The organism is Roseateles sp. P5_B10 (assembly GCF_056400485.1).
On the sequence record NZ_JBFULE010000100.1, the window covers coordinates 1 to 12,440 of the forward strand.

Below are 12,440 nucleotides of genomic sequence, written 5' to 3' on the forward strand. Positions count from 1 at the left end.
GGCTGTGAAGCTGGCGCGCTGGCCACCGGGGCCTGGAGTTCGGGTTGGGCCTGTTGCACGGGCGCCGGAGCCGACGCGGCCACGGATGCGGCGGGTTCGGCCGGTGTCACCTCGGGCTTGGCCTGGTTGCCGCGCAACTGCATGACAAAAAGGCCAAGCAGCAGCAAGGCGCCCACGCCGCCTCCGATCATGGCGGGCATCTGCCAGGAGGGTGGCCGCGCAGCCGCGGCCTGCGGCGATGGTTTCGCGGCACGCGGCGGCGGCGCGGGTGGGGACGGCGGCGGCGGTGCGGACTTGCGCAGCGGCACGACAACGGTCTGCCCGTCGTCCTCGTCCAGCGGCGGGCCTTGCACGGTGTCGGCGAATTCGAGATCCAGCGGCTCGGCGGGCGCCGGCGGCGTGGGTGCAACTGGCACCCGCGGCTGAGCGAGCTGGGGTCTCGGCACGGCTGAACGTCCTTCCAGCACCTCGCGCCAGGCGGCGACCGTCTGGGGGCGCTGATGGGGGGCGACACGCAGCGCCCAGTCCATGCCGGCGAGGAAGGCCGGTGAATAGCCGGGCACCTCCAGCGGCAGGAGTTCGTCGCCCATCGCGCGGGCCGTCGCCGGCGGCGGCGGCCGGCCGGTCAGCAGCTCATGCATGGCAGCGGCCAGTGCATAGAAGTCGGTCCAGGCCCCCTGGCGCAGTGTCGTGGCCTCGGCATACTGCTCGATGGGCGCGAAGCTGGGCTTGAGGATGGCGGTGAAGACCTGCGTGCGGTCGCTGATCGCCTGGCGGGCGGCGCCGAAATCCAGCAGGATGGGCGGGCTGCCGTCGGAGGGCAGGAAGATGTTGTCGGGCGCGACGTCGCGGTGCCAGACATTCTGTGCGTGCAGGGTCTCCAGCCCCCCCAGCACGGCGTCGAAGATGCGCTTGACCCAGGCCTCGGGTGGCGGCGTCGGCCGAGCCTTGCGCGCCTCGCGAAGGTTCTGGCCGACCAGGCGCGGCATGGCCATGTAGGCGGTGCCGTTGGCCTCCCAGAAACGGTAGACCTTGAGCAGGGAGGGGTGGTCGAAGCGCGCCAGCAGCTTGGCCTCGTTGACGAAGCTGCGTCGACCGAGCTCGAAGGTCTCCTTCATGGAGACCGAACGCACCGACACCTGGGACTGCCCGTCGCGCAGTGCGAATTGGCTGGGCATGTACTCCTTGATCGCGATCTCGCGCTCGAGCGAGTGGTCGCGTGCGAGGTAGACGATGCCGAAGCCGCCCACACCCAGGGTGCCAATGATCTCCAGCTCGCCGAACCGGGTGCCGGCGGGCAAGGCATTGATGGCTTCGTCGTCGCGGGCGTCGGCGGTCATAGGCCGGCGAGAGTACCGCAGCCAAGCCGTGCCGACTCTCCGGAAAAAGCCGGTCAGCGTGGCGGAGTGCCCAGCCCGGCGCTACTCAAGCGCTCGGCCCAGAGGCGGCGCTGGGCGGCGTCCTGGCCCCAGGCGGCCTGGGCGGCGTCGCCGTGGCGGGCTGCCAGCCCATCCTCATGCAAGCGGGCGTAGACCTGGGCCAGGCGGGCGTGCAGGGCCGCGCATTCGTCGAGGTCGCAGTGGGCCGCATCCTCGGCCAGCACCTCGACGGCGGCTTGGTCGGCCAGGGCCCTGGCACGTTGGACCTCGCCGGTATTGGCCCAGCACCAGGCCAGGTCGGCCAGCAGGCTGCCGCCGGTACGGGCCAGGCCAGCCGCCACCGCCTCGGGCAGGTTGGCCTCCAGCAAGGCAGCGGCAGTGGCGTAGTCACCCTGCACGGTCAGCAGTTGGGCGCGCAGCAGCGGGGTCAGGTTGGCGCGGGCCGAACCGCCCACGGCATCGTCGAAATGGCCGATGGAGTCCACCCCCAGCAGCACGGCCGGCGCCTCGCCAGGCTCGCCGGCCAGGGCAGCGTGGCGGATGCGCAGGGCGCGCATCTGCATCTGGTTGTAGAGCAAGGCCGCCAGGCCGGCGTCGTCACCGTCGGCACTGGCGGCGCGGCGGCCCCAGGCATACCAGGACGACGCGGCGGCTTCGTCCCGAGCCCCCATCGCGAGATCCCAGGCCATGCCCAGCGCTGAAGCGACGCGACACGCGGCGGCGTTGTCCGCCGGGGCGGCAAGGACTGCGGCGGCATGGGCGACGAGACGGTCGATATCGCGGTCGACAAAGGCCATTTGCGCCAGCCAGGCGTCGCACAGGGTCTGCAGCGCCGCAAGGTTGGCCGCCTTGGCCATGACGTGGGCGCGCCGCACGCGTTCACAGGCGCCGCCGCCGAAGGCGCTGAAATAAGCCGTCAGCCCTTCGGCCAGATGCAGCCAGGCGGCCAGCTCGATGCGCGGATGCACGAGGGCGCGCGCCTGCAGGCGGTTCAGCTCCTCGCGGGCCTCGACCTCGCGGCCATGGCGCAGCCACAGGATGGCACGCTGAACCTGCAGCACGGCGGCACGCGCCGGCATGGAGGCGACGGCGGCAATCTCGCCGTCAAGCCGCTGTGCCAGCCGGCTGCGAAGCTTGACYGGACCGGCTGCAACGCTCATTGGTGCACCCTTCGGCCTGCGGCCTTGCCTGTCCGGCAGCGCGGCCAGGCGTTCGCCAGGCATGCGATGCCCACTGGGCATCCCATGTCCGGGCTCACTCCCGCCAAGCGGGAGCGAGCTTGCTTGGGACGGCCCGGCGCGGCGCTCATGCCGTCAGCCGCTGCAGCGCTTCTTCGTACTTCTGCACCGTCTTGGCGATCACCTCGGCCGGCAGGGCCGGTGCAGGCGCCTTCTTGCCCCAGGGCTGGCCGTTGATGCGCACGGCCTCCAGCCAGTCGCGCACGAACTGCTTGTCGTAGCTGGGCGGGTTGCTGCCCGGCGCATAGCTCTCGACCGGCCAATAGCGTGAGGAGTCGGGCGTCAGCACCTCGTCCATCAGCGTCAGCGTGCCCTCGGCATCCAGGCCGAACTCGAACTTGGTGTCGGCAATGATGATGCCCTTGGTCAGCGCGAAATCGGCGGCGCGCTGGTAGAGCTGGATGGAGATGTCGCGCACGCGGGCGGCGAGGTCGGCGCCGATGATTTCAGCCGCCTGCTCGAACGAGATGTTCTCGTCGTGATCGCCCATCTCGGCCTTGGTGGCCGGCGTGAAGATGGGGGCGGGCAGCTTGTCGGCATTGCGCAGGCCCGCCGGCAGCTTGACGCCGCAGACGCTGCCGCTGGCCTGGTACTCGGCCCAGCCGCTGCCGGCCAGGTAGCCGCGCACGACGGCTTCGATGGGCAGGGGCTTGAGCCGCTTGACCAGCATGGTGCGGTCCTTGAGCTGCTCGCGCTCCTCGGCCGACACCACGGACAGCGGGTCTTGGCCGGTCAGATGGTTGGGAACGATGCCCTGCAGCTTGTCGAACCAGAACAGCGCCATGCGGGTCAAGAGCGCCCCTTTGCCCGGAATCGGCTCGCCCATGATGACGTCGAAGGCCGACAGGCGGTCGCTGGCGACCATCAGGATGCGGTCGTCGCCGACGGCGTAGTTCTCGCGCACCTTGCCGCGGCCAAGCAGCGGCAGGGAGGTCAGGCTGGATTCGTAGAGGGCTTGGGGCATGGCGGCGATTTTAGGTGCCGCCTCCGGCCAGATGGCTTCGTACTGCAGCTGCAAAGCTGTGCACGTCGATCGGTTTGGTCAGATAACCGTCGCAGCCGGCTGCGCGAAAGCGCACCTCGTCGCCCGGCATGGCAAAGGCGGTGAAGGCAATGACGGGCAGATCGGCGAGGTCGGGCGTGGCCTTGATGGCGCGCACCAGGCTCAGGCCGTCGGTGCCCGGCAACTGGATGTCAACCAGGGCCAGGGCGGGTCGGTAGGCGCGCAGCCGCGCCCAGGCCTCGTCGACGTGCAGAGCGCGGTCGACGATGAAGCCGTCGGCCTCCAGCACGTACTGTGCGAGATCGATGTTGAGCTCGTTGTCGTCGACGATCAGGATGCGTTCGCCAGCCATGTCAACCTTTCGTGAGTCGGCCACGCCGGTCCTGGCGGGCGGCGCGCAGCAGCGCATCGCGCACCTCGGCCAGGGCTTCGGCCTCGCCAGCGCTGGCGATGGCCGCGGCCGAGCGCGCCAGGCTTTCGATGTCCTGCCCACTGAGGGTCAGCGCCGTCCAGACGATGACGGGCAGCTCGGCCCAGCGCGGGTCCCCGCGAAGTTCATGCAGCACCTGGAATCCGTCGAKGCCGGGCATCATCAGGTCGAGCACGATGGCCCCGGGCTGCAGGGCGGGCAGGCGCTGCAGCGCCTCGGCGCCGCTGCCGACGGCCACGGCCTCGACGCCCGTGGCCTGCAATGCCGCACACATCAGCTCGCGCGACGCCGCCTCGTCGTCGACCACCAGCACCGGCCGGCCCGGACCCAACCGGTCGCGCAGCGGCACGAGGGCACGCGCCAGGGCCGGGCGGCGCAGCGGCTTGGCCAGCACGTCGGACACCGTGAAAGCCACGCCCGCCCCCGTCGGGGGCGTCAGCGCCAGCGCCTTGACGGCCGCGTGCATGGACGGCCCGCCGCTGCGCAGCGCCGCCAGCAATGACAGGCCGGGCGCATCAGGCAGGGCGAGGTCGATGGCCAGTTCGGTGTAACGGCGCGCGCGGGTCAGGCGCAGCACCTCGCCGGCTGTGGACGCGGTGTCGGCGCTCACGCCGGCCCGCGACAGATCACGGGCCAGGCCGTCGCGCAGCGGATGGTCGCGCAGGGCGATGAGCTGCTGGTGGGCCGGTCGTTCGGCCGGCTCGCCGGCATCCAGCGGCTGGCGCGGCAGCACGGCGTAGAAGCGGCTGCCGCGCCCGGGCTCGCTGTAGACGCCGACACGGCCGCCCTGGGCCTCCACCAGCCGGCGCGTCAGCGCCAGCCCCAGGCCCGTGCCCTGGTGGCGCTTGGTCAGGCCGTCGTCGAGCTGCTGGAATTCGACAAACAGATGGCCGAGGCGGTCGGCCGGAATGCCGATGCCGCTGTCCTCGACCTCCAACCGCCACAGCCGCGGGCCCTCGCCCACCACGCGCAGTTCGACGTGGCCGCCGGCGAGCGTGAACTTGATGGCGTTGGACAGGTAGTTGAGCAACACCTGCTTGAGCCGAGCGGGGTCCAGCACCAGGTCTCGCAGCCCCGGTTCGATGGAGGACTTGAGGCTCAGGCCACGTTGCTCGGCGAGCACCGCGACGGTGGCCATCACGTCGTCGACCAGGGCCGGCAGTTCGACCGGCTCGGGATGGAAGTCCATCTTGCCGGCCTCGATCTTGGACAGGTCGAGCACGTCGTTGATCATGGCCAGCAGATGCCGGCCGCTGCTGGCAATGTGCTGCAGCCACTCGCGCTGGCGCGGCCCATCCAGCAGATGCGGCGGATGGGCGCTCATGGTCAGCAGGTCGGCGAAGCCGATGACGGCATTCAGCGGCGTGCGCAGTTCATGCGACATATTGGCGAGGAAGAGGCTCTTGAGCCGGCTGCTTTCCTGCACGCGGCGGTTCTCGGCCGCCAGCCAGATGGACTGCTGGCGGGCCTGCTCGGCGGTGCGCATGGCGGTCACGTCGGCCACGATGCCGACCAGCCGCGGCGAACCGGCGTCGTCGTGGGTGACCCGGGCGTCCAGGCGCAGCCAGTGCACGCTGTCATCGGGCCAGACGACGCGGAACTCGGCATGCCAGGGACGATGGCCCTCGGGCAGGGCCGCCAGGCCGGCCTCCACCATGGCCCGGTCGTCGGGATGGACGGCAGCAAGCATGCGCTCGCGGTCCCACGGGCCTTCAGAGTCGGGTCGGCCGAAACATTGGTCATAGCGGCGCGAACGGTGGATCAGGCCGCTGTCCAGCTCCAGCTCCCAGTCGCCGATGGCCGCGGACTCGAGGGCGAAGCGCAGCCGTGCCTCGCTCTGGCGCAGCGCGGTCTCGATCTGGCGCTGGTGGGTCAGGTCGCGGGCGGATTTGATGCCGCCGATGATGCGGCCGGCCGCATCGCGCAGCGGCGAGACCTGGGCGGAGATCTCGACTCGACGGCCGTCCCTGGCGATGTGAACGGTGCGGAACGGCGGCACATGCTGGCCCTGGGCCAGACTGGCGAGGATGCCCGTCTCCTCGGCTTCACGTTCGGGCGGGATCAGCATCTGCACCGGCTGCCCGACGACCTCCGCGGCCGTGTAGCCGAACATCTTCTCGGCGCCTGCATTCCAGTTGGTGATGCGACCATCCGGCGTCTTGACGATGATGGCGTCGGCCGAGGACTCGACGACGGCCGCCAGGCGGCGCACCTCGGCCTCGGCTTCAGTCAGGCGGCCCACGTCGCGGAAGACGATGGCGACGCCACGCACGCGGCCGTCGGCGTGGTGGGTCAGGTCGGCGTGAACCTCAACGGGCCGCTGGCTGCCGTCTCGTGCGACGCAGACGGCCTGGCGCTGGAAAGCGCCTTCGCGGTTGCGCTCGCGCACGACGTCGATGGGGTTGCGCGCCTTCAGGTCGGCCGGCGTGCCCTCGCGCTGGAAGACTTCCCAGACCGGCAGGCCCAGGGCCTCGCGCGCCGGCCAGYCGGTGATGCGCTCGGCCACGGCATTGATGCGCGTGACCCGGCCGTCGCCGTCGGTCGTGATGAAGCCGGCGTCGATGGCCGACAGCGTGGCGGCCAGGCTCTGCTCGGCTTCCAGCTGATGGTCCTCGGCACTGTGGCGGCGGTCCATCTCACTGCGAAGCGCCTCGTTGGCCGTGCGCATCTCGTCCAGTGACGGCAGGCCCAGCAGCGTGGGCATCAGGCGCCAGGCCACGGCCGCCGTCAGCACGGACGCGCAGGCGGTGAAGACCTTGCCAGCGGTCTGCAGTCCGTAGTCGGGGCGCCAGATCGTCCAGACGTCCAGCACATGGGTCACGCCGCAGGCGAAGATGAAGATGGCGAACAGCGTCGCGATGCTGCCAAGGTTGACCTGGGGGCGTTGGCGGGCATAGCTGGCGATGGCCAGCGGGATGGAGAAGTAGGCCAGCGCGATGGAAAGATCGGCGCCGACCATGGTCCAGAGCAGGCCGGGCGACCACTGGAAGCAATAGCCGTGGGGCAGGAAACCCGCTCGCGCGACGATTCCGGTCAGCTCGTCCATCCCAGCTCCCGACCCCAATGACCAAGGGGTTATGCCGATGCATTGTGACCCCGCGAACAGGGGGGCATCAGGCGAAAACGTGTCTTATTCCCGGGGCTTCAGCGTGGCGTGATCAGCTCGAAGCCCACATAGCGGGCGATGAAGCGCTCCCGGCCCTCCTGGGCGAAAGCGTCGGCGTCCCAGTCCCCAGGGAGCAGCCGGTCGGCGAACTCGGGGCGGAAGCGGTAGACCTGGGCCAGTAGCGCGTTGCCGTCGGCCAGCGCCACGACGACATCGGCGCGCTCGTACTCGACGCCCTCGAAGGCATCCAGCCGCTCCCAGGCGTCAGCGTCGACGTCGCGATACAGCCGCCCCGGCACCAGGCCGCCCGCCGCGGCCCGCAGGCCGGGGTAGTCCTGGCCGCGCACCGGGTGGCGCGCATGACCCGCCAGCGAGGCCGGCTCGCTGGCGAATTCACGCCCGCAGACGCGGGCCATGATGTCGGCCCACATCAGTGAGCCGTAGGTGAAGCAGTGACGCGTCACTGAACCCTTATTGGACCTTCTGTGCCAGCTCACCGCGCGCATAGGCGCCAGCGATGTCGACCAGCGTGCGGCCCTTGATCTTGCCGGCCTGGCCTTCGCAGCCGAATTGCATATAGCGCTCCTTGGCGATGACCTTGGCGGCTTCGCGGGCGGGCTTGAGCCATTCGCGGGCGTCGAACTTGTCGGGGTTCTCGGCCAGGAACTTGCGCACCGCGCCCGTCATCGCCAGGCGGATGTCGGTGTCGATGTTGATCTTGCGSACGCCRTGCTTGATGGCCTCCTGGATCTCCTCGACCGGCACGCCGAAGGTCTCCTTCATCTTGCCGCCGTACTGGTTGATGATGGCCAGCAGCTCCTGCGGCACGCTGGACGAACCGTGCATGACTAGGTGGGTGTTCGGGATGCGCGCATGGATCTCCTTCACGCGGCCGATGGCCAGGATGTCGCCCGTGGGCTTGCGGCTGAATTTGTAGGCGCCGTGGCTGGTGCCGATGGCGATCGCCAGCGCGTCGAGCTGCGTGGCCTTGACGAACACGGCGGCCTCCTCGGGGTCGGTCAGCATCTGGCTGTGATCCAGCTTGCCTTCGGCGCCGATGCCGTCTTCCTCGCCGGCATCACCGGTTTCGAGGTTGCCCAGGCAGCCCAGCTCGCCCTCGACGGTGACGCCGACCTGGTGCGCCATCTCGACGACCTTGCGGGTCACTTCCATGTTGTATTCGAAAGAGGCCGGCGTCTTGCCGTCTTCCATCAGCGAGCCGTCCATCATCACGGAGCCGAAGCCCAGATCGATGGCGCCGGCGCAGATCTTGGGGCTGGTGCCGTGGTCCTGGTGCATGACCAGGGGGATGTGCGGGTAGGCCTCGCAGGCGGCCTGGATCAGGTGTTTGATGAAGGGCTCGCCGGCGTATTTGCGGGCGCCGGCGCTGGCCTGCAGGATGACCGGTGCACCGACCTCGTCGGCCGCGGCCATGATGGCCTGCACCTGCTCCAGGTTGTTGACGTTGAAGGCTGGGATGCCGTAGCCGTTTTCGGCGGCGTGGTCCAGCAACTGGCGCATGGAAACGAGAGGCATGGGTTGTCCCCGGTGGAGTTGAGAAATCTGGGCCGACTGCGGTACGCACCCTAGGCCGTAACCGCTTCGTAACTGGTTGGGGATTCTATGGAGGCTGCCGGCCTTTGGGACGGGCGCGCGTTGACACGCATTCGGGGGTCAGGCAAGGCGCAAAGCGGAGCCGGGTGGGTTACCCGGCGAGCATTTGCAACGCCGCATGAGCCTCGAAGGCGGGTCAACCCGTAGGGCCGGGGAGATTTGCCACGCCATCCAGCGTTGCGCCCGCCTCGTGGGGATGACCCCACAGCGGCGGCCGCGCCTTGTCTGGCRTGGCAAATCTCCCCGGCGCGCACCCGTCCCAAAGGCCGGCAGCCTCCAGAGTCGGTAGCGACCCCACCCCCCGTGATTGAAGTAGTCAGCACAATGCGTGCTCATGACAAGACTGGTGTTCGACCACCTCACCAACTGGATCACCGCCGCGGCCAGTGAGCACTCGCTGGCGTTGGCGACCCACATCGAGGAGCGCACCGGGGCCAGCCACCGCGCCGTGCTGTCGGCACTGAAGCGCCTGGTGGACGCCGGCTGGCTGACCCGCTCCGGCACCGGCCGCCGACCGGTGTTCTCGCCTGGCAGCCTGCGCCAGGTGGCGCGCAGTTACACCCTTTACGGCCTGCAGGAAGACCTGCCCTGGCAGCGCGACTTCGCACCCCATTTCGCCTTGCCCAAGCATGTGGAACGCATGGTGCAGCATGGCTTCACCGAGCTCGTGAACAACGCAGCCGACCATTCCGGCGGCAGCAGCGTCACCGTGTCGCTGCGCCAGACGCCCACCCATGTGCAGCTGCTCGTCAGCGATGACGGCATGGGCGTCTTCGACAAGATCTGCAGCGCCTTCCAGCTCGAGGACCCCCAGCACGCGATGCTGGAGCTCAGCAAGGGGCGCCTGACCAGTGCCCCCGATGCCCACACCGGCCGCGGYCTGTTCTTCAGCTCGCAGCTGGCCGATGTGTTCGACATCCACGCCAACAACACCGCCTACCAGCGCCGCGCCTGGGAGAGCGCCGGCTGGAAGAAGGGCCGCGCCCTGCCGCGCCAGGGCAGCTCCATCTACATGGCCATCGCGCTGAACACGACGCGCACGCTTGACGGCGTCATGGAAACCTGGAGCCTGGCAGGCGACGGCATCGAGTTCGACCAGACCCGCGTGCAGCTGCGCCTGCTGACCAGCGAAGGCCAGGCCCTGGACTCCCGCGCCCAGGCCCGCCGCGTCGGCTCCCGGCTGTCGGCCTTCAAGCGCGCCGAGATCGACTTCGACGGCGTGGCCGACGTCGGCCACGGCTTCACGGACGAGTTGTTCCGCGTGTTCGCCAAGGCCAACCCGCAGATCGAGCTGGTAGCGGTGAATGCGACGCCGCGCATCGAGGCGTTGGTGAAGAGCGCCCGGGCCGGTTGAGGCGGTCAACTCGTTCGTCAGCCCGGATGCGCATGCCGGGCCGAGTGGCACAGATGCGCAGGTCGCCCAGCGGCCGCGCCCCAGACGCCGACGCGGCGCAGGCATCCCTTTTGGGCGGCAACCGATTTCGAGAGCGCGGTGGACGTGCCCGCTGGCTTCCAGGACGCGTGTCGGAGAAGTTGACACCCTGCCCCCTTTCGCAAACGGCATAAAACCATAAATGCATGTCRCAGCAGCTTTTTCTGGCTCGCGGCACGACTTATGCGTGCCGCAAATGTGGGTCGCCGCCTCGCTCCGAGGCGACCTCGAAAATCAGTCCGGAGACCGCGATGACACTGAAGAAACTACTTGGCTTCGTGGCTCTGGCTGTGGCCTTCGCCCCCGCTGCCCACGCCGGCCTCACACTGACGGCAGGTGGCGTCACTGCCGGCTTCACGTTGACCACCTTCGTCAGCGGCTACAACTTCGGCAACTACGGCCCGCTGTCCCAGGCGGTTCTGCCGAATGGCAACATCGTCACCGGCAGCGTGGGCTCCGGTCAGCTCTATGTCTTCAAGGATGTGGACAACCAGACCTTGGGCGATGCGCTGATCGCCAATCCCTACGCCTTCGAAACGGGGAACCCGCATTTCGCGATGGCTACCGTCGCCGGTCAGGCCTATGGCGGCCAGCTCTTCGGCGGGCGCTTCTACCACTTTGCCAATGATGGCTCCTACGTGCCCATCGGCGGCGCCACCGGTACCGATCTCGTGGACTATCTGGGCATCTGGGGATCGGTCAGCGGCAAGATGATTGCGTCTACCAATCGCGGCCTCGTCGAGATCGACCCGGTCAGCGGCGCCTACCGCATCATCAACCCGGGGCTGTTCCCCGACGGTGTCTCCGTCTCACCCGACGGCACCATCGCCTATATCGAAAACGGCGGCATCATCCAGTCCTATGACATCGCCACGGGCGCATTGATCCGCTCGTACTTCAGCACGGGCGGTCATGGCGCTGACGGAACGGGCGTCATCATCGGCGGCCTTTACGACGGCGACGTCATCGTCAACAACAACGATGGGACCCTGGGGCTGCTTGATGTCGACAACGACACCATGCTCATCATCGCCATGGGGGGCAGCCGCGGCGACTTCACATCGGCCGATACCAGCAACGGCACGCTCTTCATATCGCAGATCGAACAGGTGCTGCGCCTGAGCTGCGGTGCGGGATGCACCATAGGCGGCCCGGGGGGCAATACCGTGCCGGAGCCGAACGTGCTGGTGCTGATGGTTCTGGCGCTTGCCGCAGCTGCCTGGAGCCGGCGCCGCAAACAGTGACGCTGAACCCGGCAAGCCGACCGGCCTGACCTTTGGTCGGTCGGCCTGTTTTGGTTTGCGCCGCTTCAGCCCGGCCGGTGCAGCGCCGGCACCGGCGGCACCGGGATGCGCGGGCCGCCATAGCCCTCGACCGCACCGAAGCGCCCACCGTCCTCGCGCGCCCAGTCCAGGGCCCAGGCCCGCATCTCATCCGGCTCGCGGCCGACGAAGTTCCACCACAGCAGCGGCGGCTGGCTCCAGGGCTCGCCGCCGAGCAGCAGCAGGCGTGACGAGACCGAGCAGCGCAGTTCGACGGATTCGCAGCCGGGGCCGAGGTAGAGCAGCGTGCCCGGCGTGACCGTCTCGACGGCATCGTGGCCGGCCGGCGCCGCCTCGATCTCGCCCTCCAGCAGCATCAACCCATGCTCAAAGCCGGGCCGCAGCGTGAGCATCGCGTCAGCCAGCCCGCCCGCAACCAGGTCCACGCCAAGCAGCGGCGTGAAGCTGGGCACTGGCGAGCGCAGGCCGGCGAACTCGCCAACCAGCAGCGTGCCGTCAAAACCGCCCACCGAGCAGCGCGGCAGTTCGGCGAAATGCTGGAAGCTGGGCGCGCGTTCGCGCTCGGCATCGGGCAGCGCGATCCACAGCTGCGCCAGGTGGATGCGGTCGGAGAGCGATTCCTCGCTGTGCGAGATGCCGTGGCCGGCCGTCATCAGGTTGACCTGGCCGGGGCGCAGCACCTGCTCGGAGCCCAGGCTGTCGCGGTGCAGGATCTCGCCCTCGATCATCCAGCTGAAGGTCGACAGCCCGGTGTGCGGATGGGGGCCGACATTCATGCGCCGCTCAGGCGGCAAGGTGGCCGGGCCGGCATGGTCGGCGAAGCACCAGGCACCGATGATGCGCCGCGCCTTGTTGGGCAGGGCCCGCTGGATGGGAATGCCGCCCACGTCGCCGATGTGGCTGGCAATGCGCTCGACGTGGACGCTCATGACGTTCTCTTGCGCACGAAGTCGAC

10 protein-coding genes are annotated in these 12,440 nt (G+C 69.2%); 2 read left to right on the top strand and 8 right to left on the bottom strand.

Going from position 1 to position 12,440, the window contains the following annotated elements; genetic code table 11:
• The 7 genes from AC1DU6_RS09390 to fba form a co-directional block, all read right to left on the bottom strand.
• Positions 1-1,340: serine/threonine protein kinase (locus AC1DU6_RS09390; protein WP_477856870.1), on the bottom strand; the 1,340-nt coding region annotated here is incomplete at its 3' end.
• Positions 1,341-1,393: 53 nt separating this feature from the next.
• Complete coding sequence (locus tag AC1DU6_RS09395; RefSeq protein ID WP_157282189.1) at positions 1,394-2,539, bottom strand: hypothetical protein; 1,146 nt, start codon at positions 2,537-2,539, stop codon at positions 1,394-1,396.
• A gap of 145 nt (positions 2,540-2,684) precedes the next feature.
• Positions 2,685-3,581 carry a phosphoribosylaminoimidazolesuccinocarboxamide synthase gene (locus AC1DU6_RS09400; RefSeq protein ID WP_457322919.1) on the bottom strand — a complete coding sequence of 299 codons (897 nt, stop codon included), beginning with the start codon at positions 3,579-3,581 and terminating at the stop codon, positions 2,685-2,687.
• A gap of 10 nt (positions 3,582-3,591) precedes the next feature.
• Positions 3,592-3,972: a response regulator gene (locus AC1DU6_RS09405; protein ID WP_056205044.1), complete on the bottom strand. Its 381-nt coding sequence runs from the start codon at positions 3,970-3,972 to the stop codon at positions 3,592-3,594.
• Position 3,973: 1 nt separating this feature from the next.
• Positions 3,974-7,096 (bottom strand): PAS domain S-box protein, encoded by a 3,123-nt coding sequence (locus AC1DU6_RS09410; RefSeq protein ID WP_477856872.1) that lies wholly within the window; start codon positions 7,094-7,096, stop codon positions 3,974-3,976.
• 98 nt (positions 7,097-7,194) lie between these two features.
• Positions 7,195-7,620: a gamma-glutamylcyclotransferase family protein gene (locus tag AC1DU6_RS09415; RefSeq protein ID WP_457325709.1), complete on the bottom strand. Its 426-nt coding sequence runs from the start codon at positions 7,618-7,620 to the stop codon at positions 7,195-7,197.
• Between the two features lie 7 nt (positions 7,621-7,627).
• The gene (gene fba, locus AC1DU6_RS09420) at positions 7,628-8,692 is read right to left on the bottom strand and encodes a class II fructose-bisphosphate aldolase (protein ID WP_056205053.1); all 1,065 of its coding nucleotides are present in this window, start codon (positions 8,690-8,692) and stop codon (positions 7,628-7,630) included.
• A gap of 412 nt (positions 8,693-9,104) precedes the next feature.
• Between fba and AC1DU6_RS09425 the strand changes: the two genes are divergently transcribed.
• Positions 9,105-10,124 carry an ATP-binding protein gene (locus AC1DU6_RS09425; RefSeq protein ID WP_056205055.1) on the top strand — a complete coding sequence of 340 codons (1,020 nt, stop codon included), beginning with the start codon at positions 9,105-9,107 and terminating at the stop codon, positions 10,122-10,124.
• A 224-nt stretch (positions 10,125-10,348) separates the two neighbouring features.
• Positions 10,349-11,446 (top strand): PEP-CTERM sorting domain-containing protein, encoded by a 1,098-nt coding sequence (locus AC1DU6_RS09430; RefSeq protein ID WP_477856875.1) that lies wholly within the window; start codon positions 10,349-10,351, stop codon positions 11,444-11,446.
• A 65-nt stretch (positions 11,447-11,511) separates the two neighbouring features.
• On the opposite strand, the gene AC1DU6_RS09435 is transcribed toward AC1DU6_RS09430, so the two are convergent.
• Positions 11,512-12,440: pirin family protein (locus tag AC1DU6_RS09435; RefSeq protein ID WP_477856877.1), on the bottom strand; the 929-nt coding region annotated here is incomplete at its 5' end.